Source organism: Winogradskyella eckloniae (assembly GCF_013249045.1).
Classification (GTDB): Bacteria; Bacteroidota; Bacteroidia; order Flavobacteriales; family Flavobacteriaceae; genus Winogradskyella; species Winogradskyella eckloniae.
Genome location: NZ_JABRWP010000005.1, coordinates 295,615 through 320,020 on the forward strand (window position 1 = coordinate 295,615; position 24,406 = coordinate 320,020).

General features: G+C 33.1%; 20 protein-coding genes. 12 read left to right on the forward strand and 8 right to left on the reverse strand.

Features of this window, described 5'->3' with window-relative positions; translation table 11 throughout:
* Positions 1 to 7: 7 nt before the first annotated feature.
* Both HNV08_RS10980 and HNV08_RS10985 read right to left on the reverse strand, forming a co-directional pair.
* Positions 8 to 2,482, reverse strand: coding sequence for a polysaccharide biosynthesis tyrosine autokinase (locus HNV08_RS10980; RefSeq protein ID WP_173281361.1), 2,475 nt, complete (start codon positions 2,480 to 2,482; stop codon positions 8 to 10).
* A 6-nt stretch (positions 2,483 to 2,488) separates the two neighbouring features.
* Positions 2,489 to 3,289, reverse strand: a complete 801-nt coding sequence (locus HNV08_RS10985) for a polysaccharide biosynthesis/export family protein (protein ID WP_173281362.1) — start codon at positions 3,287 to 3,289, stop codon at positions 2,489 to 2,491.
* A gap of 98 nt (positions 3,290 to 3,387) precedes the next feature.
* Between HNV08_RS10985 and HNV08_RS10990 the strand changes: the two genes are divergently transcribed.
* The 10 genes from HNV08_RS10990 to HNV08_RS11035 all read left to right on the forward strand — a co-directional run bounded on the left by HNV08_RS10990 (position 3,388) and on the right by HNV08_RS11035 (position 14,587).
* Positions 3,388 to 5,250, forward strand: a complete 1,863-nt coding sequence (locus HNV08_RS10990) for an ABC-F family ATP-binding cassette domain-containing protein (protein ID WP_173281363.1) — start codon at positions 3,388 to 3,390, stop codon at positions 5,248 to 5,250.
* Positions 5,251 to 5,340: 90 nt separating this feature from the next.
* A complete protein-coding gene (locus HNV08_RS10995) occupies positions 5,341 to 6,111 on the forward strand; it encodes an O-methyltransferase (RefSeq protein ID WP_173281364.1) in 771 nt (256 codons plus the stop codon).
* 85 nt (positions 6,112 to 6,196) lie between these two features.
* On the forward strand, positions 6,197 to 6,886 hold the full coding sequence (locus HNV08_RS11000) for an ABC transporter ATP-binding protein (protein WP_173281365.1): 690 nt from the start codon (positions 6,197 to 6,199) through the stop codon (positions 6,884 to 6,886).
* Positions 6,867 to 7,379: a hypothetical protein gene (locus HNV08_RS11005; protein ID WP_173281366.1), complete on the forward strand. Its 513-nt coding sequence runs from the start codon at positions 6,867 to 6,869 to the stop codon at positions 7,377 to 7,379. The genes HNV08_RS11000 and HNV08_RS11005 overlap by 20 nt, the downstream gene beginning before the upstream one ends.
* A 114-nt stretch (positions 7,380 to 7,493) precedes the next feature.
* Positions 7,494 to 8,069, forward strand: a complete 576-nt coding sequence (locus HNV08_RS11010) for a cob(I)yrinic acid a,c-diamide adenosyltransferase (protein WP_173281367.1) — start codon at positions 7,494 to 7,496, stop codon at positions 8,067 to 8,069.
* A gap of 154 nt (positions 8,070 to 8,223) precedes the next feature.
* The gene (locus HNV08_RS11015; protein WP_008272287.1) at positions 8,224 to 8,445 is read left to right on the forward strand and encodes a DUF2795 domain-containing protein; all 222 of its coding nucleotides are present in this window, start codon (positions 8,224 to 8,226) and stop codon (positions 8,443 to 8,445) included.
* Positions 8,446 to 8,624: 179 nt separating this feature from the next.
* Positions 8,625 to 11,978 carry a preprotein translocase subunit SecA gene (gene secA, locus HNV08_RS11020; protein WP_173281368.1) on the forward strand — a complete coding sequence of 1,118 codons (3,354 nt, stop codon included), beginning with the start codon at positions 8,625 to 8,627 and terminating at the stop codon, positions 11,976 to 11,978.
* 581 nt (positions 11,979 to 12,559) lie between these two features.
* Positions 12,560 to 13,306, forward strand: a complete 747-nt coding sequence (locus tag HNV08_RS11025) for a class I SAM-dependent methyltransferase (RefSeq protein WP_173281369.1) — start codon at positions 12,560 to 12,562, stop codon at positions 13,304 to 13,306.
* 250 nt (positions 13,307 to 13,556) lie between these two features.
* Complete coding sequence (locus HNV08_RS11030; protein WP_173281370.1) at positions 13,557 to 13,934, forward strand: T9SS type A sorting domain-containing protein; 378 nt, start codon at positions 13,557 to 13,559, stop codon at positions 13,932 to 13,934.
* 107 nt (positions 13,935 to 14,041) lie between these two features.
* Complete coding sequence (locus HNV08_RS11035) at positions 14,042 to 14,587, forward strand: hypothetical protein (protein ID WP_173281371.1); 546 nt, start codon at positions 14,042 to 14,044, stop codon at positions 14,585 to 14,587.
* A gap of 4 nt (positions 14,588 to 14,591) precedes the next feature.
* Here HNV08_RS11035 and HNV08_RS11040 read toward each other — a convergent pair whose 3' ends face one another.
* Positions 14,592 to 14,924, reverse strand: coding sequence for a winged helix-turn-helix transcriptional regulator (locus tag HNV08_RS11040; RefSeq protein WP_173281372.1), 333 nt, complete (start codon positions 14,922 to 14,924; stop codon positions 14,592 to 14,594).
* A 123-nt stretch (positions 14,925 to 15,047) separates the two neighbouring features.
* Here HNV08_RS11040 and HNV08_RS11045 point away from each other — a divergent pair, with 123 nt between their 5' ends.
* On the forward strand, positions 15,048 to 15,560 hold the full coding sequence (locus HNV08_RS11045; RefSeq protein ID WP_173281373.1) for a lactoylglutathione lyase family protein: 513 nt from the start codon (positions 15,048 to 15,050) through the stop codon (positions 15,558 to 15,560).
* An 80-nt stretch (positions 15,561 to 15,640) separates the two neighbouring features.
* On the opposite strand, the gene HNV08_RS11050 is transcribed toward HNV08_RS11045, so the two are convergent.
* The 5 genes from HNV08_RS11050 to bshC all read right to left on the reverse strand — a co-directional run bounded on the left by HNV08_RS11050 (position 15,641) and on the right by bshC (position 21,788).
* Positions 15,641 to 15,871, reverse strand: a complete 231-nt coding sequence (locus tag HNV08_RS11050; protein WP_173281374.1) for a DUF3820 family protein — start codon at positions 15,869 to 15,871, stop codon at positions 15,641 to 15,643.
* A 44-nt stretch (positions 15,872 to 15,915) separates the two neighbouring features.
* Positions 15,916 to 16,497, reverse strand: coding sequence for a DUF922 domain-containing protein (locus HNV08_RS11055; protein WP_173281375.1), 582 nt, complete (start codon positions 16,495 to 16,497; stop codon positions 15,916 to 15,918).
* Between the two features lie 102 nt (positions 16,498 to 16,599).
* Positions 16,600 to 18,510, reverse strand: coding sequence for a LysM peptidoglycan-binding domain-containing protein (locus tag HNV08_RS11060; RefSeq protein ID WP_173281376.1), 1,911 nt, complete (start codon positions 18,508 to 18,510; stop codon positions 16,600 to 16,602).
* A gap of 66 nt (positions 18,511 to 18,576) precedes the next feature.
* Entirely contained in the window at positions 18,577 to 20,112 is a 1,536-nt protein-coding gene (gene guaA, locus HNV08_RS11065; RefSeq protein ID WP_173281377.1) for a glutamine-hydrolyzing GMP synthase, read from the reverse strand.
* Positions 20,113 to 20,192: 80 nt separating this feature from the next.
* Positions 20,193 to 21,788 (reverse strand): bacillithiol biosynthesis cysteine-adding enzyme BshC, encoded by a 1,596-nt coding sequence (gene bshC / locus HNV08_RS11070; RefSeq protein ID WP_173281378.1) that lies wholly within the window; start codon positions 21,786 to 21,788, stop codon positions 20,193 to 20,195.
* 117 nt (positions 21,789 to 21,905) lie between these two features.
* Here bshC and HNV08_RS11075 point away from each other — a divergent pair, with 117 nt between their 5' ends.
* Positions 21,906 to 24,386: a M14 metallopeptidase family protein gene (locus HNV08_RS11075; RefSeq protein WP_173281379.1), complete on the forward strand. Its 2,481-nt coding sequence runs from the start codon at positions 21,906 to 21,908 to the stop codon at positions 24,384 to 24,386.
* Positions 24,387 to 24,406: the final 20 nt, after the last annotated feature.

Here is a 24,406-nt window from a genome sequence, read left to right on the forward strand (position 1 = left end):
AATTGAATTATATTTTTTTAAGAAAATTCTTAATTCTTTTAAAGATCGAATACTTATCTTTTTCATGATATGCATTGCCATATACACCGTAACCATAACCGTAACCGTAACCATAGCCATAACCATAGTTATAATTGCTCTTATGCTTATAAAAGTTCAATACAAAACTAACATTTTTAAGTTCGCCAGTTCTATATTTGGCATTAACTAACTGCAACATGCCTTTCTTAGTATAATCTAAACGCACCATAAAAATGGAGGCATCTGCATATTGCACTAATTCTAATGCATCTGTTACTAATCCTAAAGGCGGTGTGTCTAACACAATCATATCATACTCTTGCTTGAGCTGATTTATTAGGTCCTTCAACTTATTACTCATTAACAATTCTGAAGGGTTTGGAGGAATAGGACCAGACGGAATTAAATCTAAATTCTCTATATGTGTATGTGTAATGACCTGCTCTAACTCATCATCACCAATTAAATAATTTACAATACCTTTTTCATTGGTAATATTAAAATCACCAAATATTTTGGGCTTTCTTAAATCTAATCCCAACAAAATGGTCTTTTTTCCTGAAAGCGCATAGACCGTAGCAATATTAATTGACGTAAAAGTTTTCCCTTCACCACTAACAGAAGAGGTAATCATTAAGGTATTCGCTTTGCCTTCTGTGTCCTTATTATTTTTAAAAATAAATTGTAAGCTCGATCTTATCGCTCTAAAGGATTCTGCAACTGCAGATTTTGGTTTCTCGTAAGCTATTAAGTTATTTTTGTATCTGTATTTCCCTATTAAACCTAAGATTGGGATTTTAGACATTCTTGTAACTTCATCAGATCCATGTATGGTATTATCTAATAAATAAACAACAAATATCAGTAGCATAGGAAAAAAGAAACCAAGCATTAAACCCATCATATAGTTCAATGACTTATTTGGACCTATTAATCCGCCTCCAATATCTTTAGCTTCATCGATAACTGATAAATCAGAAATGTTTGCTGCCTTTACAATTGCTGCCTCACTGCGTTTTACCATATAGATATTATACGCTTCCTGGCTTATGTCTAACTTTCTTTGAATTTTTAGAAATTGCTGCTCATCTTCTGGTAAGCCACTCAACTTAGACTCTAAATTTGCAATATTTTTATTTAGGGTAGAAATCTGAATTGATGTAATTTTCTTTGTAGCATCAACCGTTTCTAATAGTACATTTTTTTCTGAATTAATACGCCTATCTATTTCTTTAAAAAGCCCTGAACCTTCTTTAGTTGTGTATTCTAAATTTTGGCGTTCCGCAGCTAAAGCCACTATTTTTGAAACGCTATTCAGTATATTTCCTTCATCGATCCCAACACTTGTTGGCGCTGCAATATTGGTATAATCCGTCTTTGTATTTAAATACACCTCAAGGTTATTTAAATAATTTAGTTTAGATTCTTCCTCTTGTTTCGTTAATTCTAACTCTCGTAATTGATCTGAAATTTGGGTTATTTCTTCGCTTATATTAAAAACTTTATTTTCATTCCTAAAGGTATTCATCTCATCGGTAATATCTTTGAGATTCATATTAACTGCAGCCAAACTACTATCAATGAATTTTATAGTATTGGTTGCATATAAGTTCTTTCGCTCTAGTTCGGTTTTACTCAAAATCGCAGAGGTAGCATTAAGATAATCTACAATCTTATCCTTATTATTACCAGATAATTGCAATCTTAAAATTGAAGGTGATGTTGCCGAAAATGTTCCGATAATTATCTTTGATTTGTATGAATTTACAACACCATCAAAACTGCTAAACTTTATAAAATATTCCGATCCTGGCGCAATATCATAACCCGATTTAAAGACGAGTTGCCCATTTAAAAAAGGTAAGGCTACAGTATCACCATTTTTAAAGGATTTTGTAAAGATACCTTCAGGCATTTTTACGCGAGTTACTTTTTTGGTGTTATATTGTTGCGCGTTAGCACTTGTTCCTTCATACTCGGTAAAAACTTCATATTCATTTTTATTTAAAAAACGAATTCCTATAGGATAGCCTAATACTTGGTTTTTAGTCTTATCTAATTTAAAATCAAATGGTGCATTTTTGTATATATCAATTTTACGATACTTCCCTTCCACCAAAAAATCCATGTAATACTCTAGAGAATCTACGACTTTCTCATTATGACTTCTGGTTTTTATAGCAGTCATTATTTTCCCTACTTTACCAGACACTCCGCCCCAATTAAATGAAATACTTGTGTTTGCTGTAAAAAAGGGATTCTGATCGTTATCGACAGAAATTAGTGAATCTAATTTATAAACGTTTTGTTTTCTTACATTTATAAAATAGGCTATTAACAAGGCTGCACCTACACATAGCAATACAAATTTCCAGAGATTTAATACTTTAAATAAATAACCTCTAAAGTCAAAACTTATACTATGTGATTCTACATCGTCTATATCGTCGTAATTTCTCATAACATTTTAAAGTCTTGAATATAGTAAAATCCCAGTTGTAAGAAGTGAAAGAATAGATGCTATTGCAGAAATACTGGATATTGCTGTCTCGCCTGTTCCTATTGACTTTTGTTTTAATGGCTTCACGTAAATGATATCATTGGGCTGAATATAATAATACGGAGACTGCATTACCTTTAAGTCCGTTAAATCTAAATGATGAATTTGTTGGCCTTGCGGATACTGCCTTATGATCAATACATCTTTTTTGTTTCCGGTAATAGGGATTTCTCCAACATTCGCAATGGCCTCAAAAATATTAACACGCTCTGTAAATAACACTTTACTACCTGGTGCGCCTACTTCGCCATTTGCTGTATATCTTAAGCCTGCCAATTTAACCGTAACAAATATGTTAGCGGTTTCTTTAAATTGCTCTTCTAATAATTGTTGCTCAATTTTTTTTTCAATTTCTTCCGTTGTAAACCCTAAAACATTAATATAACCTAAGGTAGGCACTCTTATATTTCCATGAACATCTACAGTAAATCCATCAAAATAAGCACGTTCTGCACTTCCTGCATTTAAATTGTCCTCGCCTGTTGGATTTAGAATTGACACCGTTTCTTGGTCTAATGCTTTAACACGTATATTTAATATATCATTAACCTGAATACGATACGGCTTTTGAATTTCACTTAAATTATATGGAATAGAATCGTTTGTTGAATCCGCTTTGTTTTGTAAGTAAATTGTGTCCTTGTGCGGAATACAAGAGGAAACAAGAATACAACTCAGTATAATAATTAAAAGCTTAATACGCTTCATAAGTACAATGGATCTTTAAAGACAAATATAATGTATCAATAGTAATAACAAAACAATTACTTTTGTTTTTGGTTTTATTCCTTTTAAAAACAATAAACTTGAATTATCTTAACGTAGAAAACATATCAAAGTCCTTTGGAGAGCTAGTACTCTTTAAGGATTTATCTTTTAGTATTCATAAAGATCAAAAAATTGCATTTGTCGCTAAAAACGGAAGCGGAAAAACTTCCATACTTAATATTTTAGCCGGCAAAGATGCACCAGACAATGGGCAAATTGTAGTTAGAAAAGGGCTTAGATTGGCCTTCCTAGACCAAGAACCCGATTTAGACCCAAATCTTACACTAGACGAAACCATATTTGCTTCAGACATTCCTATTCTTAAAGTTATTGAAGCTTATGAACATGCCCTTAAAAATCCAGAAGACACAGATGCTTATCAAAAAGCATTTGAAGCCATGGATAGAAACAATGCATGGGAATTTGAAACCCAATACCAACAAACGCTCTCTCAACTTAAACTAGATGATTTAACGCTTAAGGTTAAAACCCTCTCTGGTGGCCAAAAAAAACGATTAGCATTAGCCCAAGCGCTTTTAAGCAAACCTGATATTTTAATATTAGATGAGCCAACCAATCATCTCGATTTAGAAATGATAGAATGGTTAGAGGATTACTTCGCTAAAACGCAACAAACCCTTTTTATGGTAACGCACGATCGTTATTTTTTAGAACGCGTTTGTAACGAAATTATAGAATTAGACCAAGGTCAACTATACACCTATAAAGGCAATTACTCCTATTATTTAGAAAAGAGAGAAGCCCGAATTGAAAATGAAGCCACCGAAGTTGGTAAAGCCAAACAACTCTTTAAAAAAGAGCTCGAATGGATGCGTCGCCAACCTAAAGCACGTACCACAAAATCTAAAAGTAGAATAGACGATTTTTCTGAAATTAAGTCTAAAGCACACCAACGTCGTAACGACCACCAAGTGCAATTAGAAATACATATGGAACGTCTAGGAAGTAAAATTATAGAGTTCCATAAGGTATCTAAATCATTTAAAGACAAAACCATTTTAGATGGTTTTGAATACACCTTTAAAAAAGGCGAACGCATTGGTATCATAGGTAAAAATGGCACCGGAAAATCTACGTTCTTAAATCTCCTTACGCAAAGCATGCAGCCAGATAGTGGCAAGGTGGTTATTGGAGAAACGGTTAAGATTGGCTACTATACACAAGGCGGCATTACAGCTAAACCCAACCAAAAAGTCATAGACGTTATTAAAGAATTTGGCGATTTTATTCCACTAGCAAAAGGCAGACAAATTAGCGCTCAGCAATTGTTAGAACGTTTTTTATTCGATAGAAAAAAGCAATGGGACTTTGTAGAAAAACTAAGTGGTGGCGAACAAAAACGTTTGTATTTATGTACTGTTTTAATTCAGAATCCTAATGTTTTAATCTTAGATGAACCTACTAATGATTTAGATATTGTAACCTTAAATGTTCTCGAAGATTTCTTAATGGATTTTCCTGGTGTACTTTTAGTTGTGTCTCACGACCGTTACTTTATGGACAAAATTGTAGACCATATGTTTGTCTTTAGAGGTCAAGGTGTTGTTGATGATTTCCCTGGCAATTATTCAGATTTTAGAGCTTATGATAGTAGTCAACCAAAGCAAATAGAAAACGTAGAAAAAACAGATAACACCAAAGCTTTAAAGAAAAACGAAGCCAATAAACTAGATTATAACGAACAAAAGGAATACAAAAATTTAGAATCTAAAATTAGGTCGTTAGAATTAGATAAAACAGCATTAGAAGCTAAATTCAATAATCCAGATTTATCTCAAGACGACATAAAAAAGCTATCAGATCAATTACAAGTAATTATAGATACCATTGAAGAAAAAGAAATGCGTTGGTTTGAATTGTCTGAAAAATTAGAAGGATAAAAAAAGACGCTCGCAAAAGCGCTATTTCGCAAAGAAAAAACTAATCTTATACTTTCACTTTGCGCCTTTGCGTCTCGCGAGAACATAAATATGTACCAAATAAAATCCTACATAAAATTCTTAACTAAGGCCACCAACCAACATGGTGTCCACTCCCCTTTTATCTATAATTTTGTTACCAAATGTCTTTATGACAACACAAAACATCCTGAATACAACGCGTTAACAACTTATCGTGAGGCTTTAAAAGCATCAAAAGTCGAATTAGAAATAACCGATTTAGGTGCTGGTTCAAAAGTACTCGATTCAAAAAAACGAAAAGTGAGTGCTATGGTTAAGGCTTCAAGTAGCTCAAAAAAGGAGTCTCAATTAATGTTCAGAATAGCGAAATATTTCAAGTTTAAAACTATTTTAGAATTAGGCACGTCTTTGGGTATGGGAACATATTCCATGTCGTTAGCCAACAAAACCGCTCAAATTACTACTATTGAAGGCTGCACCAACACATCAGCTTTTGCACAATCTGAAATCAAAAAACAAAACATTAAAAATGTTGAATTTATAACAGGAAGTTTTACCGATACCATTCCAAACTTAACAACAGAAAAGTTTGACTGCATCTTCTTTGATGGCCATCACAACAAAGACGCAACCATTCAGTATTTCGAAGCCTTATTACCCAAAATTCACAACGATACCGTATTTATTTTTGATGATATTTATTGGTCTAAAGGCATGACAGAAGCTTGGTCATTTATTAAGCATCATAACACCGTTAAAGTGACTATAGATTGCTTCCATATAGGCTTTGTATTTTTTAGAAGAGAACAAGTTAAAGAACATTTTAAAATTAGATTGTAACATACGTTATACTTTAACGTCTTATAATAAAATTGATGCAAAACTAGTATCTTGCAACAACAGCTAAGCAACTAAGACCTTAATTATGAGTGACAACGTCATTGAAATTAGAAATATCATAAGAGATTTTAAATTAGGACAAGAAATTGTTCATGTATTAAAAGGTATAGATTTAGATATAAAACGTGGCGAATATGTGGCTATTATGGGACCATCTGGTTCTGGTAAATCTACATTAATGAACTTATTAGGTTGCTTAGACACACCTACAGCTGGTTCTTACAAGTTAAATGGAAACGATGTGAGCCAAATGTCTGATGACGAACTTGCAGATATTAGAAACACAGAAATAGGTTTTGTGTTTCAAACCTTTAACCTTTTACCTAGAACCACAGCATTAGACAACGTTGCATTGCCTATGGTTTACGCCGGAAAATCTAAAAAAGACCGAGAACAACGCGCTACAGAAGTCTTAACAGATGTTGGTTTGGCAGACCGAATGGATCACAAACCCAATCAACTTTCTGGTGGACAACGACAACGTGTTGCTGTTGGTAGAGCTTTGGTAAATAAACCTTCCATTATTTTAGCAGATGAGCCAACAGGAAACTTAGATTCTAAAACCGGAACAGAAATTATGGCTTTATTTGACCAAATTCACGCGTCTGGTAACACCGTAATTATGGTAACACACGAAGAAGATATTGCAGCACATGCCAAACGTGTTATTCGTTTACGTGATGGTATTATAGAGAGTGATACATTTAATAGCTAGTGATATAAAAATGTGTTTAGATATTATAGATAACAATTATTTCAGAAACCACAAATACGCGTCAATTTACACTGGTTTTGTTATCATAAATGCATCTATTTATTTTTTAAAACTATTTGATTTAATCACTCTAACTAAACCATATAGTATAATATTTGAAGTATCGTATGGCATACTTTTATTAACTTTTCTCCTCAATTATTTTTTATTTACAAGAATTGGAAAATTAGAATTAGTAGCTAACAAATTTATAATTCTTCAAAATGATATTCCTGAAACGCTATTAACAGAATCGGTAAAAACAATTAAAATAAAGCACTCTAGTGGTCATCATTATTACTTAAAATTTAACACCGGATTTAATGTCTTAGTAGACATGAAAAATGATCAACTTAACCAGTTTAAATTGTTTTGTAAAAATCATAATATTGAGGTTGAAGCATCAAATTTTTCAAGGCGTCTAAGAACTATTTTCAAGCAAAATCAATCATAACTATACCTCCTGTTATAGTAAAATAATTTTTCTATTTGAAAAAATAATTTCCCTACCAAGCTTTAAAACGTTCAACTTTATAACTTTCAACATTAAAAACTTAACTTTGAAAACATGAAAGTATACACAAAAACAGGAGATAAAGGTACCACTGCATTATTTGGTGGTACACGTGTTCCTAAACATCATATTAGAATTGAAAGTTACGGAACCATAGATGAGCTCAATTCTCACATAGGTTTAATAAGAGACCAAGAGATTAATCAATTGTATAAAAACACGTTGATGCATATTCAAGATCGTTTATTTACCGTTGGTGCTATTTTAGCCACAGACCCAGAAAAAGCGCAGTTAAAAAACGGTAAAGCCCGTTTAAATATTCCTAAAATATCCAATGAAGATATTGAGAAATTAGAAAAGGAAATGGACCTTATGGAAGACAGCCTTCCTCCTATGACGCATTTTGTTTTACCAGGCGGTCACCAAACCGTGTCATTCTGTCATATTGCACGCACAGTTTGCCGTAGAGCTGAGCGTTTGGCGTCGCATCTTAATGATTTAGAACCCTTCCAACCCGAAACTTTAATGTATATAAATAGACTATCTGACTACCTTTTTGTATTGGCACGGAAGTTGTCTTATGATTTACACGCTGAGGAAGTAAAATGGATTCCTGAAAAAAATTCATAATTCTAAAGCCTTTAAATTATGGATAATGCAATATTCTGGTTTAAACTTGTTGAATAATGTACGCTCTTTTTATTAATGATTAATTAATTTAATTTTTTCTTGAATTGTTCAACTAAAAAATTATTTTTGCAAAAATTAAATTATACACGCAATTATGTATTGGACATTAGAATTAGCATCTTATTTAAGTGATGCACCTTGGCCAGCAACCAAAGATGAGCTTATTGATTACGCAATTAGAACAGGAGCTCCTTTAGAAGTTGTAGAAAATTTACAAGCAATTGAAGATGAAGGAGATTCTTATGACTCAATTGAAGAAATTTGGCCAGATTACCCAACTGATGAAGATTACCTCTGGAATGAGGATGAATATTAACATATAAAATTATCACAATAAAGTCTCTTGCGTTATCTTAACTAAGAGACTTTTTTTATTTTCGGATGGTTTTTACCGAAAATTAACCAATGAATATGATCTAAATTAGAGTTTAGATGAACTAACTGAAATTAATTCAAAGATTGAAAATCAATTCAATCTATTACAAATTATAGAATATGACATTTTTAGATAAAGTGCTTAAAATTTTTGTGGGAGACAAATCTCAGCAAGATGTAAGTGCAATTAAGCCTATTGTTGAAAAAATTAAATCTTTTGAAAAAGCCTTAGAAGCTTTATCTCACGATGAGCTTAGAGCAAAAACAGCCGAATTTAAAGCTAAAATTGCCGAAGCCAGACAGCCTCTTAACACTAAAAAAGAAGACCTTTTAGAAAAAGCACAAGTTACAGAAGATATTGATGAGCGTGAAGATATCTACGTAGAAGTAGATAAAATTGAAGACGAAATCTATGAAGTAACCGAAGGCGTATTAAACGACATATTACCAGAAGCGTTTGCCGTCGTAAAAGAAACAGCAAAACGTTTTGTGCATAATACTCAGGTTCCTGTTACAGCAAATGCCTTTGACAGAGAAATTTCTGGAGAAAATGATTACGTAACCTTAGAAGGCGACCAAGCCATTTGGGCAAACTCTTGGGATGCTGCAGGTAAACCTATTACTTGGGACATGATTCATTATGATGTTCAACTCATTGGTGGTGTTGCTATGCACCAAGGTAAAATTGCAGAGATGCAAACTGGTGAAGGTAAAACATTGGTAGCAACGCTTCCTGTGTATTTAAATGCTTTAGCTGGCAAAGGGGTTCACTTAGTAACGGTAAATGATTACTTAGCAAAACGAGATAGCGCATGGATGGCGCCATTATTTCAATTTCATGGTCTAAGTGTAGATTGTATTGATTACCATACACCTAATTCTGATGCACGTCGCAAAGCCTACAATGCAGATATTACTTACGGAACAAATAACGAATTTGGTTTCGATTATTTGCGTGATAATATGGCACATTCACCAGACGATTTAGTACAACGTCCACATCACTATGCTATTGTAGATGAGGTAGATTCTGTATTAGTAGATGATGCTCGTACACCATTAATTATTTCTGGTCCTGTACCAAGAGGTGACGAACACGAGTTTGATGCACTAAAGCCTAAAGTTCAGCAAATTGAAGAAGTACAACGAAAATATTTAGTTGGTGTCTTAGCCGAAGCTAAAAAATTAATAGCTTCTGGAGATTCTAAAGAAGGTGGTTTTCAATTATTAAGAGCCTATAGAGGTATTCCAAAAAACAAAGCATTAATTAAGTATTTATCTGAGGAAGGAATTAAACAATTACTTCAAAAAACAGAAAACTTCTACATGCAAGATAACAACAGAGAGATGCCAAAAGTAGATGCAGAACTCTTTTATGTTATCGATGAAAAAAATAATCAAGTTGAGCTAACCGATAAAGGTGTAGAATTTTTGTCTGGTAAGGATGATCCTAATTTCTTTGTAATGCCAGAAATGGGTACCGAAATTGCAAAGATTGAAAGTAAAGGTCTCTCTTCTGAAGAAGAAGCTAATCTTAAAGAAGATTTATTTAGAGACTTTGGTATAAAATCAGAGCGTATACACACCCTTAATCAATTATTAAAAGCTTACGCCCTTTTTGAAAAAGATAATCAGTACGTTGTTATGGACAACAAAGTAATGATTGTAGATGAGCAAACGGGTCGTATTATGGATGGTCGTCGTTACAGTGACGGATTACACCAAGCCATTGAAGCAAAAGAAAACGTAAAAGTTGAAGCGGCAACACAAACCTTTGCGACCGTTACACTTCAAAATTATTTTAGAATGTATCGCAAACTGTCTGGTATGACTGGTACTGCGGTTACAGAAGCTGGCGAACTTTGGGAAATCTACAAATTAGATGTTGTAGAAATACCAACCAACAGACCAATCGCTAGAGATGATAGAGACGATTTAGTTTATAAAACGAAACGCGAAAAATACAATGCCGTAATCGATGAAGTAACAGCTTTATCTCAAGCCGGAAGACCTGTATTAATCGGTACGACTAACGTTGAGATTTCAGAGCTTTTAGGTAAAATGTTGAGTATTAGAAAAATTCCTCATAATGTCTTAAACGCTAAACAACACAAAAAAGAAGCAGATATTGTAGCACAAGCAGGTAATGCTGGGCAAGTTACTATTGCCACCAACATGGCTGGTCGTGGTACAGATATTAAACTAAGTGACGAAGTAAAAGCAGCAGGTGGTTTAGCCATTGTGGGTACGGAACGTCACGATTCGCGTCGTGTAGATAGACAGTTACGTGGTAGAGCTGGTAGACAAGGAGATCCAGGAAGTTCTCAGTTTTATGTCTCTTTAGAAGATAACCTTATGCGTTTATTTGGTTCTGAGCGTATTGCGAAGATGATGGACAGAATGGGACTTAAAGAAGGTGAAGTGATACAACATGGTATGATTTCTAAATCTATTGAGCGTGCTCAGAAAAAAGTAGAGGAAAATAACTTTGGTGTACGTAAGCGTTTATTAGAATATGATGATGTGATGAATGCGCAACGTGAAGTTGTATACAAACGTCGTCGTAATGCATTGCATGGTGAACGTCTTAGAGTTGATTTAGCCAACATGATTTATGACACATCAGAAGGTATTGCCTTAACAAATAAAGATGCTAACGATTATAAAAACTTTGAGTTTGAATTAATCCGATACTTCTCAATGGAATCTCCAGTTTCTGAAGCTGAATTTAACAAACTAGGCGCGCAAGAACTCGCAGGTATTATTTATAAAGCCGCATTTAAGCATTATAGAGAAAAAATGCAACGTGCAGCAGATTTAGCATTCCCTGTAATACAAAATGTATATGATACACAACGCGATAAATTTAAACGTATCGTTGTACCATTTACAGATGGTGTTAAGAATTTACAAGTTGTAACCGACTTAGAAAAAGCATACGAAACCAAAGGAACACAGTTAATTAACGATTTTGAAAAAAATATTACGTTAGCTATTGTAGATGACGCTTGGAAAGTTCATTTACGTAAAATGGATGAATTAAAACAGTCCGTTCAGTTAGCGGTACACGAGCAAAAAGATCCATTGTTAATCTATAAATTTGAATCTTTTGAATTGTTTAAGGCGATGATAGACCAAGTAAATAAAGATGTAATTTCATTTTTATTCAAAGGGGAAATTCCGCAAGAAACAGCGAACACCATACAAGAAGCAAGAGCTCGTAAACAAGAAAAATTAGAAACTCAAAAAGAAGAGATTCAGAATTTAGACGAACGCGCATCTCAAAGCAGACAAGTTGGTGAAGGCGCTTCTCGCCAACAACAAGTGGTCGAAACGATTGTGAGAGAACAACCAAAAATTGGACGAAACGATAGAGTTACCATAAAACATGTAATGAGTGGTGAAGCAAAAGAAGTGAAATACAAGCAGGCTATTCCTTTAATTGATAAAGGAGAATGGGTCCTTGTAGAGTAATCGTCTTTTTAAATGTCATAAAATTTAAAAATCCTGAGGTTGGTTCCTTCGGATTTTTTTATTCAGACCAATAACAAGGTTATTAAAATAAAAATTGCTACATGCTTTAGTTTAATTCATTTTTCTCCATCAACCAAAATACCCCTTGTAATTTATGGTTATTTGTACCGCTAGCCATACGTCCTTCAGTAAAAATCGATAAATTAAAACCCACTACAAAACACACTAACTTGTTAATTGTTAATAAAATACAATCCAATATCCCGTAATCGTTAAAAATAATTATTAACTTTAAGCAACAATTAATAAGTGTTATTCTTAAATAAAACAATTAATTGAATTAACTATTAATCAACATAACTTAGAAACAGCTATACGCTATTATCATTAAGGGATCATTAAAAAAGGTATTGCTACGATTTCAACGCTTCTAATTACCAAATAACGTTCGTACTTCTTTGAATGTGCACTATGTAAGTTCTAAGGGTTTCAATGATTACACATTGCTTTTATAATTAATTTATTAGACCATTTGTTAATTGTTATAAAACAGGTAGTTATTAACAAAAAAACAAGAATCGATGGTAGCTGATATTCAAAACTTAAACGCTGAACGCTATTCAAATGAATTATTTGATTTATGGGCAAACAAAGAAAGTTTAAATACATCTGAAGCCTATGTACTAAAAAAATACCTTATAGACACTACAAAAAACGTATTAGAGGCTGGTACAGGTGGTGGACGGTTATCATTTCAAATTGAGAAAATGGGATTTAGCAACGGTTCTGCTTTCGATATTGTGCCAGAAATGGTTAGTCATGCAAAAAAAAGAGCTTCTAAAACCAACTCTTCAGTAAATTTTAGAGTATCAGACGCAGCTAATTTATCTGAATTTAAAAGTGATAATTTTGATTACCTCATTTATTTACAACAAGTGCTTTGTTTTATTGATAAAGAAGAATTGTTTCTAAAAGCTCTTAATGAAGCTTACCGCGTTGCTAAAAAAGATGCTATAGTTATTTTTTCATTTTTAGATTATGAATCTAAGTTTTACAACCCTATGTTAAGTACTGTAGTAAATACTTTACGTAAATTTAGACATGAAAAAATTTCAAAACACCACTTGCCATGGCTAAAAATCAATAACGATATCAATTGGAAACTTTTTAATAAAAATCAACCTAAAACATATTGGGTCACCCGAAAAAAAATTATTGCTCAATTAATGGATATTGGCTTTATTATTCTGGAATCTAAAAATGCAAATCAGTTGTTATCTGACAATAAAAAAGGGAAAGGAATTCTATATATCGTTTGTAAAAAATAATACACATCTTTTTTTCTCAGATACCAGTGCATATTTAAAGTTTATTTTAAAACCAACCCGATTGTCTGCACACATTTTTCACACCAAATCCTTAGCTTAACACAATCAAAAACATCGTTAAAACAACATAAAAAAACAAATAAAACGCACTTATTTGTAAGAATAAACTTAACATAATTTGTGTTATTCATTTATTTTCATATGTTTACGGCATAAATTAATATTTAACCCAAATTTTAACCTACTATTTATGAAATTAAATTTATTTTTAGTTTTTACCATATGTTCTATTATGGTATCAATGGCTCAAACCAAAACGGTTAGTGAAGCAAACAGTTTATCAATTGCAGTAACAGAATCTAATTTAGCTGTAGTAACCCAAAATGAAACCACAGAAAATGCAGACAAAGTAAAAGTTTACCCAACAATTACTGAAGATATTGTTTACTATGGTCTTGTTGACGAAAACATCAATTTTACTATTACAGTTTATGATGTTTATGGTAAAAAACAAGATGTAGAAGTTTACAAAGGTACTATTGACATTAATCAATTAGACGCTGGGATTTACATTATTCAGTTTAGTTCTAAACATTACACTGTAACAAAGAACGTTGTAAGAAAATAAACGTTTGTTGAAAATTTATCCTTTTAGAAAGGTTAATATTAAACTTTAAACCACTTTGTTCTGCATCGTGGTTTTTTGTTTCTAATTTGGTATAACTCAAATCCACTATGATGTCACGAAATTTAAAGGTCCTTTTTTTAATATTGCTTTACGGCGTTGTTCTTGGATGTGCGCAAGAGGAACTTAATTCTTACGAGCCAGAAGATACTAATGCTTTCACCTATAATGGTGCGACTTATCCTCTAATGGCTGCCATTGTCTTGGATGAAGAGACTAGTGCTAATACAGCAAGCGACATTAAAATTAGTTTATTTAACAAATCGAGCGCTGAGATTACCAGCAATAGTGATGTAACTGATTTATCTTATGTGTCTTTTGAAGTTGTTGATATTGATTTGAACCAAACCACATATAATCAAATAGATGATTATACAGTTTCTATTAACGGTTCTGTTACAGATAGTGAATTTCATCCAGGCACCATACTTTTGTCTAGCAGCGACGCAGATTCCCATTTGTTCGCACAATCTGGTGTGGTCACAATTACCAACTACACAGCATACAATATTGTGTTTACATTTTCTTTCACTAGAACCGATGGTACCCTTATTTCTGGTAGCTATGATGGTAATTATCTATTATCAGGTAATTAAACACCTACAATGCATCAAAATTGGTATGGTTTAAGGATTTAATATCTTCTAAACCCCATTTGTCTAATTGCCGTAACAAGCTCTCAAGAGATTCTCCGCGTTCGGTTAATTTATATTCCACTTTTGGTGGTACAACCGGAAACACTTTTCTCGAAATAAGTCCATCTTTTTCCAACTCTCTAACTGTTTGCGTAAACATCTTATTTGATATTTCGGGAACTTTTTTCTTTAAAACACCAGATCGTAATGCGCCTTCCAACAAATGAAACAGCACTAATGGCTTCCATTTTGTTCCTATTAATTGCATGGTATAATTAAGCGGACAATTATTTTTCATATATATTTTTATATAAAGCCTTAATAATCAACAATTAACTCTTTTAGTATACTATATTACTTTTTAGTAAGTTATTGCCAATTAGACAAATATAAATTAATTTTGAAGTCTTAAACAAACATTATGACCACTAATAAGAGTTACCCAAAATCGTTTTCGCATATAGGTATTACTGTACCAGATATTAAAGCCGCTGTTAAATTTTATTCAGATGTCATGGGCTGGTATATCATTATGGAACCTTCCGTAGTAAAAAAAGAAGCTGATACAGCTATTGGCATTATGTGCATTGATGTTTTTGGAAACGACTGGGAAAGCTTTGAAATAGCACATATGAGTACTTCTGATGGTATTGGGATAGAATTATTTTCGTTCCCTCAAGGTGTAAAAAAAGCGCCAGAATTTAACCCGTTTAACACAGGTTTATTTCATTTCTGCATACAAGATCCTAATATTGAAGGATTAGTAGAAAAAATTGTTGCCGCAGGTGGTAAACAACGTATGCCTATTAGAGCTTATTATCCAAAAGATAAACCTTATAAGATGTGTTATGTTGAAGATCCTTTCGGAATTGTTTTTGAAGTATACACACATAGTTACGAGCTTACCTATTCGTCTGGTGCTTATACCAAATAATGCAACGTAGGTTTAATGTTTGTAATTTTGGCTCAACCTCATCACAGTATTGTAAGAACTATTGGGTGATCTTTGGCTTTTTATGATCTTCTAAAGTCGCGTTGAATAGTACGTATCATAGGCTCCAATCCATTGATTTTAATATCAAACATTTGGCGCATCATGTTACCCAATTTGCCTTCAGGAAATCCTTTTTGCTGAAACCAAACATAGTAAGCTTCAGGGATATCAACTAAATATTGATCTTTATATTTTCCAAATGGCATTTTGTAATGTGCTAATTCTATAAGCACCAGTCCGTCTAATTCCATTTTAATACATTAACAATATTCAAAATATGCTTAAGAAAGGTATATTAGGATTTAAAAGCATCAAGTAATTTAAGTTCTTTTTCAATAAAATTAGACCATGCTCTTTGTTTTACAGCATCTATAGAGTGCTGTGTTTCTTGGTCGTATTTTGCTTGAGTAGCACTGAGCTCTACATTAATGTCCTCATGCAATTGGTTTAATTGCTTTTTAATATTTTGATTTACTTGAAGTTTAGTTATTTGTTGCCTTAATTTTCTAGAATAAAGTTCAGTAATATCAAAATGCAATTGCTCATGCCTTAATATATGAACATTACTTTCTTCCTTTTTATACCAAGATTTATTTGGATAAAAATGAGTTTCTACAGTAGACGAAAATTCAACAATCCGTTTACCCGAAGTTTTTACACCGTAACCAAATGTTATACCAGAAGCCGTTAATGCTACAGCATCAGAATCGTAATCTGGCTTGGCCTTAAAGTCTGCCCAAGTAAGTTTGTTGGCTGCGTCCCAAGTCAATGTCTCTTCATTAGTTTCACTACTAATAAATAACACAAACAAACAAATAAGAATATTTTTCAAGGGATGCAAAAATGGATTAAATAGATACCTACGAATTGACTTCATACGTACCTCTCAAAAATAACGTCCTTTTTATCAAAAAAGTATATTAATCGTTAAAGCACAAAAAAATTAAGTTGAGATTAGTTTTTTAATCTCTAAATACATTTAATTCGCCTTTACCACACGTAAATCATCGAATTTTACTACATAAACGGCTTGGTTTACATAACCACCAAAAAAGTCTGTAGTATATCTAAATTTGTTTTCTATGTATTCTGTCTCTACTGTATCTGGAGAAGCTTCGTATAAATCTTCCGCAGAAGATAAACGCATTAAGATATCTAAAGTGATATCAAAACCTCGTGCAGCATATTTACTTGGTGTTATACCATATTCTTTTCTGTAAGCCTTAACGAATCCGTTGCCTTTTTCATCATCAAAATCTTTGTATACTGAAGCATAATGAAATTTAAGGTTAGACAAATAAATGTTATCAATGTTCTTTCCTTCAAAACCTTTCCCTTTGTCTAAAGTAGCTAAAACAATCTCTGTTCTATCATTAATAAAACCATTTAGCATACTTATAATACTCGATGCAAATGAATCATTATCAGTTTCTAAAAACACTATTGTTTTGCCTGCTGTGAATACACCTTCTAATTCTGTATGATATAAAAAGTAGGCATCTTTAGTTTTATCCTTTTTATTCAATCTAGAGAAAAACAGCTTTGCACCAGGAAATTCCTTTTGCAATGCTTCACTTGTCGCTTTATTAGCTCTATCAGAAATTATAACCACTTTAGTCTTTAAACTATCAGCTTTTACAAAATCAATCATTGTTTTACTCAACAATTCCTTTTCTGGTAAGGTTTGAAAAACGTTACTATACACTTGTTTTGGTTTATTCATTGCCGCAATAACTGGCACACGATCGCCTTTTAAAGCAGAAGCTACACGATCAAAACAATCTTCTTTCATCGGACCAATAACAGCATCATAATCTGAAAAATCATTTTCGGCCAATATCCTCGAAGTTACCGCACTGTGGTACTGGGTATCAAACACTTTTAGATCTGTTGATATGCCTAATTGCTTTGCAGAATCTAATGCCATCAGCGCACCAACATGAAAATCTAAAACTATGGATAACAATCTGTTATTCTTTATTCTATCTTTTGCTTCTTCTACTGAATCTACATCAATTTTATGCAATTGATATGGCATCATTAACGCAATCTTTTTGGTCTTATAATTAACTAAGTTTCTTTTTAAATTAGTGATTTGTACATCGGTCTTAGCCTCTGATTCTGTTGTCGCTCCGGCTGGCACCTTTAAAACCATTCCTGCTTTTAATCCTGATGTTTTTAAATCAGGATTTAATTGCTCTAACTGCTCTTGCGTTAAGTTTAACTTTCCTTTTAAACTGTAGAATGTTTCTTTTGGTAAAACTTCATAATACCCAAATGCAGCTTCAATTTTCTTTTCCTCTTTATCTTTTATATTAGGAACATTTAGTATGTCTCCTGGCTGAATGACGTCATTCATATACGGATTTAACGCTTCTAATTCTGACACAGAAATTCCAAATTTATACGCAATTCGCCATTTACCTTCGGATGGTAAAACGGTATATTTTTTTACGGTATTACTATAGGTTTGCTTTGAAATTATGGTTCTGTACTGTGGAATTCTAATTTTGTCGCCTTTTTTTAGGTTTTCAGAATACAGAGAACGATTTGCTTTTTTTAACTCCTCTTCAGAAATATTATACTTTTGGGTTAAACCATATAAGGTTTCTTTTCGCTTTACTTTATGGCTCTTATATCCAAGAAGTTCGCGTTTATTTTCAACTATTGGTTCATTCTTAATTTTTGAATTTGGGATAATTAAAACCGTATTGGGTTGAAACTTTTTCTTAGCATCAGGATTTAATGCATAGATATCAAAGGGTGTTACTAAATACTGTTTTGCAATAGATTCTATTGTTTCTCCAGATTTCACAGTATGCTCTGTATAATTCTGAGCATTTAAAACCATTGTAAATACTATGAGCAAAAAGCTTAAAAAATGTTTCATAAATTCTAGTTTACTTTATTCTGAAAATTAAGGTCATTTCTGAAGAACACTACTTCTAAAACGCACTTATTCCCATTCAATTGTAGCAGGTGGTTTAGAACTGATATCATATACAACTCTGTTAACACCTTTTACTTTATTTATTATTTCGTTTGAGGTTTTTTGCAAAAACTCATATGGTAAATTTACCCAATCTGCCGTCATTCCGTCTGTACTTTCTACAGCTCTTAATGCAACACATTTTTCGTATGTACGTTCATCACCCATCACACCAACACTATTTACTGGCAATAACATAGCGCCTGCTTGCCAAACCTTATCGTACAAATTCCAAGAACGTAGGTTATTTATAAAAATAGCATCTACCTCTTGTAATATACGTACTTTCTCCTCCGTTAGATCACCAAGTATTCTAATAGCCAAACCTGGACCTGGAAAAGGATGACGACCTAACAACTGACTATCCATATTCATAGAGGCACCAACACGTCTTACTTCATCTTTAAATAAAGCGCGTAATGGCTCTACCACTTTCAATTTCATATAATCTGGCAAACCACCAACATTATGATGACTTTTTATGGTTGCACTTGGACCTCCTGTTGCAGATACACTTTCTATTACATCTGGATAAATAGTGCCTTGCGCCAACCATTTTACATCTTTTATTAAGTGCGCTTCATCATCAAATACTGCGATAAACTCTGCTCCTATGGCTTTTCTTTTCTTTTCCGGATCACTTAATCCTTTTAAGGCTTCCAAAAAGCGTGCCGAAGCATCTACACCTTTTACGTTTAATCCCATGCCTTCATACTGTTGAAGCACATCTTTAAATTCATTTTTACGCAATAAACCGTTATTCACAAAAATACAATAGAGATTTTTGCCAATAGCCTTGTGTAATAACATAGCTGCAACTGAAGAATCTACACCTCCAGATAAACCAAGGACGACTTTATCATCACCTAGCTTCGCTTTTAAATCAGCAACTGTTTCTTCTACAAATGCATTTGGTGTCCAATCTTGGTCCACCTTTGCGATTTTGATTAAGAAATTTTGAAGCAATTGATGACCATCTGTACTATGATATACTTCAGGATGAAACTGTATTGCATAGGTTTGTTCGCCTTCAATTTTATAAGCTGCATTTTTCACATCACTTGTACTCGCTAACAATACACCATTGGTTGGTAATTGTTTTATTGTATCACTATGGCTCATCCAAACTTGGCTACCTTCGTGTATGTTTTCAAAGAAATCTTCGTTGTCTTTTACAAAATCGAGATTAGCTCTACCGTATTCTCTTGTGTTAGATTCCGCAACTTCGCCACCAGAAAAATGGGCTAAATATTGCGCTCCATAACATACAGCTAGCATTGGTTTTTTTCCGCGTATGCCTTCTAATTCTGGATGAAGTACATCTTCTCCTCTCACAGAATTTGGGCTACCAGATAAAATAACAGCTTTAAAGCTATCTGAATCTGAAGGAATTTTATTGAATGGGTGAATTTCGCAGTAGATATTTAACTCTCTAACGCGACGCGCAATAAGTTGTGTGTATTGCGATCCGAAATCTAAAATTAGGACTTTGTTGTGTTGCATGCGCAAAAATAAACATAGAATTTAAATTTACGATTGACGATTTACGATTTTTTGAATAGTTTTTAACAGTTTTTTGATAACTATAAAGTCACGATGGTAAACTCGCCTTGCAATGGTTGAAGAACTTTCAGTAAACTTGGGATTAATTGGTCTCCAAATTCTAAATATAATTCCGAAAAATTAGTGTTTCGCTCTTGTAAGCTTTGATTAGGAAACAACTGCTCTTGCAACTCTGTACAACGGCTAATTTGGTCTGCTAATTTTCGTTTTTGTGCTTGTAGCAGACGTTTTTCTAGATGTTTTAAGCCTTTTAATTGTTTTACTTCTTGCGCTTTTACAGCACCAATAAATGATTTATCGGTTTGTTCTGCTAAATCAAAAAGCGATTTAAACTGTGCTTCTAAATGTGTAATTTGCTCTGAAAAATCAATATCTATATTGGATATCTTTCTCACCTTTTTATTGATAAACGCGTGTCTGTCTAAAAATAAATCTTTGTCAGAAATATTCAATTTTTCAAGCTTTTCGGCTTGTTTGCTTGTTTTTATTAAGGCTGAATTTCTTAACAACAACATAGGAAATGTGACGTTTTGCGTTTCAAAATTAGATTTTAATTGCAACCAATAAATCATTTCTCCACCGCCTCCAATGTAACACAGATTTGGCAAAATCACTTCTTGGTACAATGGTCGCATAATCACGTTAGGTGAAAAACATTCTGGTTCCTCATCTAAATGTTTTAGAAGTTCTGTTTCATTCCATTTTAATTCTGAATCTAAAACGGAATAGATACCATCACGTTCTACAATACGTTCGCGCAAGCCATCCTTTATATAGAATAGATTTATTTCTCTTGGGTTAACTTGAATCTTTAAATCTAATGCTTCTAGTTTTTTATTGGTTTCAGAGACTGTTTTAAATGCCGTTTGCTCTAGCATTTCTTTTTTCATCTGCGGAATAAACAAACGTTTTAATGCGCTATCGTCAGCATCTACAATTACTAAGCCATGTTCACCAAACAATGCGTTTGCCAAATAACGTGTGGCATCTGCTAAATTATTATGTTTTAAATAGCCTTCCTTAAACCATGTTTTTAATTGTTCTGCATGTCTTCCTTCTCCAAATTCTAAAGCAATAATATCGAAAACATCGTCTAAGCCTTCGGTATTAAAACAACCAACAGCACCTGTTTGGTTGGAATTCCACTGTATCTTTTTTCCTTTAAAGTTAAAGTAATTGATTTCTTCAAAATCGTGGTCTTCTGAAGCCATCCAATAGATAGGCAAAAAATTATACGATGGATATTCGGCTTTTAACTGCTTGGTTAAATTTATAGTTGAAACAATTTTGAATAAGAAATACAAAGGTCCAGTAAACAAATTTAATTGATGACCTGTTGTAATGGTGAAGGTATTTTCTTGCTGTAGACTTTCAATATTTGCATACGTCAAATCTGAAGTCTTTATATCTTTATATTGCTGTTTTAATGTTTCAACTAATACCGTTCTTGTTTCACGTTTAAATGAAGTCGATTTCTCTTTTATCTGAGCTTCAAAATTTTCAAGCTTAGGAAAACGATGATAGAATTCTTTTAATTCTGGTTTTTCTGCAAGATAATCGCAAATAAAATCAGAAAAATAATGGGTTTCCTTAAATGGAATACAGTCAGTTGGCATAGGTTAATCTAAATTTCGGCATAAAGATAAGACTCTTCAATTTTTTATCTGCTAATTTTTAGTTAATTCAGTTGCACTAACTATCTTTACTAGCTTACAACCTTAATTTTAAATTAAATGCAAAAATTAGTCTTCGTTTTATTGGTCGTTTTTGGCAGTCTATCCTTAACATCAGCACAAACCATTCCCTCGCCTAATGCCGTTTTAGGTTACGATATTGGTACACAATTTAGTAGAAATCATCAGGTTATTGATTATTTTAAAGCTGTTGCAACTGCTATTCCTAAGCAAGTAAAATTGGTGAACTACGGAAAAACCAATGAACGTAGAAACATGTATTTAGCTTTTGTTACAAGCGAAGCTAACATGAAAAATCTTGAAACCATTAGAGAAAACAATTTAAAAAATGCAGGTTTATTAGATGGTGAACCAACTGCAACAGATACTGCAATTGTATGGTTGAGTTATAATGTGCATGGTAACGAAGCATCGAGTTCTGAAGCTGCAATGCTTACACTTTATAAATTACTAACAGAAGAACAAGATTTATTAAAAAATACGGTTGTAATTATGGACCCAAGTGTCAATCCAGATGGTAGAGACCGTTACATTAATTGGTATAATGAAACCAAGAGTGAACCTTATGATGTAGACAAACAAGCCAGTGAACACAACGAACCTTGGCCAGGCGGACGACCAAATCATTATCTTTTTGATTTAAATAGAGATTGGGTTTGGGCAACACAAGTTGAAACGCAACAACGTTTAGAAGTTTATAATACTTGGATGCCACATGTGCATGTCGATTTTCATGAACAAGGCATTAACGAACCATATTATTTTGCGCCAGCTGCAGAACCGTTTCATGAAGTCATTACAGATTGGCAACGCGATTTCCAAACGCAAATTGGTCAGAACCATGCTAAATATTTTGATGCAGAAGGTTGGTTATTTTTCACAAGAGAACGTTTTGATTTATTATATCCAAGTTATGGTGATACTTACCCAACGTTTATGGGAGCTATGGGAATGACCTACGAGCAAGGTGGTCATGGTATGGCAGGTTTAGGGATTTTAAACGATGAAGGTCATGTTTTAACTTTGGTAGAACGCTTAACGCATCATACCACAACAGGAATTTCTACTGTAGAAATGGCTTCAAAAAATGCAAAACAATTGAATATTGAGTTTGGTAAATTCTTCAATAATTCCAATCTCAAATATAAAAGTTACGTACTTAAAGGGAATGAAGACAAAATTAATAGCTTAAAAATGCTTTTAAACAAACATGAAATTACTTTTGAAAACGCTACAAGCTCTAAAGTTTCTGGTTTCCATTATGCCACTGGAAATCAAGGTAGTTTTAATGTAGATGCTAATGCTTTGGTGGTACATTCTAACCAACCCAAAGGAAAAATGGTAAAGGTTTTGTTTGAACCCAACACATTGCTTTCCGACTCATTAACCTACGATATTACAGCGTGGTCATTACCTTATGCTTATGGATTAGATGCAATTGCTACAACGTCTAAAGTGAAGAGTAACAAAATGGCGAGTAAAAAAGCGCTTCAGGTTTTAAATGATGCTTACGGTTATGTTAGTAAATGGAATTCAATGGAAGATGCGCAGTTTTTAGCTGCATTACTGAAACATAATTTCAAAGTGCGTTTTACTGAGAAACCATTTTCTTCTAACAATAAAACCTTTGGTCGTGGATCTTTAATTATTACTAAAGGCGACAATAAACATATTGAAAAAATGGTAACTAAATTAAATACCATTGCACAAGAACATGCACAGCCTTTAACAGAAATCACATCAGGATTCTCTCAAAAAACACCAGATATTGGTTCGCCAGATATAAAGCTAGTGAACCAACAAAAAATTGCTGTACTCTCTGGTGAGGGTACCTCTTCATTAAGTTATGGCGAGATTTGGCATTTCTTTGAGCAACAATTGCATTATCCTGTAACCTCTATAAATACAGACGACTTAGGAAAAACCAACATGAATAAATACAATGTTTTGGTTATACCAAATGGTTATTATGGGAAAGTATTAACTACCGATAATATGACCAAATTAAAAGAATGGGTAAGCTCTGGCGGAAAAGTCATTGCTATTGATGGTGCACTTAGAAGCTTTGCTGGTAAAGACGGATTTAGTTTAAGCTACAAAGATGCTGACGATGATAATGACGACGACAACTTAACACCTTACGCACAGCGCGAACGCGAATACAGTAACCACTTAATTACAGGCGCCATTTTTAATACTAAAGTAGATGCTACACATCCTATGGCATTTGGTTATGATGATAATTATTTTACATTAAAATTAGGGAGTTCTGCATACAATTTATTAGACAGTGGCTATAATGTGGCTTACTTAAAAGACACTAAAGTATTTTCTGGATTTGCAGGTCAAAATGCTGTAAAAAACTTAGACCAAACTTTAGTTTTTGGCGAGGAAACTTTAGGCAATGGTAGTTTAATTTATATGGTGGATAATCCACTGTTTAGAAGTTTCTGGGAAAACGGAAAGTTATTTTTTGTAAACGCTCTATTTTTTGTAAACAACAATGCTTACGAGTTGTAAATGCCATTTAAAACGTTAAT

Coding starts and splice junctions, on each gene's coding strand:
- guaA (WP_173281377.1), bottom strand. CDS start 20,112: ATGCAACACAACAAAGTCCTAATTTTAGATTTCGGATCGCAATACACA.
- HNV08_RS11025 (WP_173281369.1), top strand. CDS start 12,560: ATGGTAGCTGATATTCAAAACTTAAACGCTGAACGCTATTCAAATGAA.
- HNV08_RS11075 (WP_173281379.1), top strand. CDS start 21,906: ATGCAAAAATTAGTCTTCGTTTTATTGGTCGTTTTTGGCAGTCTATCC.
- HNV08_RS11035 (WP_173281371.1), top strand. CDS start 14,042: ATGATGTCACGAAATTTAAAGGTCCTTTTTTTAATATTGCTTTACGGC.
- HNV08_RS11040 (WP_173281372.1), bottom strand. CDS start 14,924: ATGAAAAATAATTGTCCGCTTAATTATACCATGCAATTAATAGGAACA.
- HNV08_RS10980 (WP_173281361.1), bottom strand. CDS start 2,482: ATGAGAAATTACGACGATATAGACGATGTAGAATCACATAGTATAAGT.
- HNV08_RS11030 (WP_173281370.1), top strand. CDS start 13,557: ATGAAATTAAATTTATTTTTAGTTTTTACCATATGTTCTATTATGGTA.
- HNV08_RS11060 (WP_173281376.1), bottom strand. CDS start 18,510: ATGAAACATTTTTTAAGCTTTTTGCTCATAGTATTTACAATGGTTTTA.
- HNV08_RS11010 (WP_173281367.1), top strand. CDS start 7,494: ATGAAAGTATACACAAAAACAGGAGATAAAGGTACCACTGCATTATTT.
- bshC (WP_173281378.1), bottom strand. CDS start 21,788: ATGCCAACTGACTGTATTCCATTTAAGGAAACCCATTATTTTTCTGAT.
- HNV08_RS10985 (WP_173281362.1), bottom strand. CDS start 3,289: ATGAAGCGTATTAAGCTTTTAATTATTATACTGAGTTGTATTCTTGTT.
- secA (WP_173281368.1), top strand. CDS start 8,625: ATGACATTTTTAGATAAAGTGCTTAAAATTTTTGTGGGAGACAAATCT.
- HNV08_RS11055 (WP_173281375.1), bottom strand. CDS start 16,497: ATGAAGTCAATTCGTAGGTATCTATTTAATCCATTTTTGCATCCCTTG.
- HNV08_RS11000 (WP_173281365.1), top strand. CDS start 6,197: ATGAGTGACAACGTCATTGAAATTAGAAATATCATAAGAGATTTTAAA.
- HNV08_RS11050 (WP_173281374.1), bottom strand. CDS start 15,871: ATGGAATTAGACGGACTGGTGCTTATAGAATTAGCACATTACAAAATG.
- HNV08_RS10995 (WP_173281364.1), top strand. CDS start 5,341: ATGTACCAAATAAAATCCTACATAAAATTCTTAACTAAGGCCACCAAC.
- HNV08_RS11015 (WP_008272287.1), top strand. CDS start 8,224: ATGTATTGGACATTAGAATTAGCATCTTATTTAAGTGATGCACCTTGG.
- HNV08_RS11045 (WP_173281373.1), top strand. CDS start 15,048: ATGACCACTAATAAGAGTTACCCAAAATCGTTTTCGCATATAGGTATT.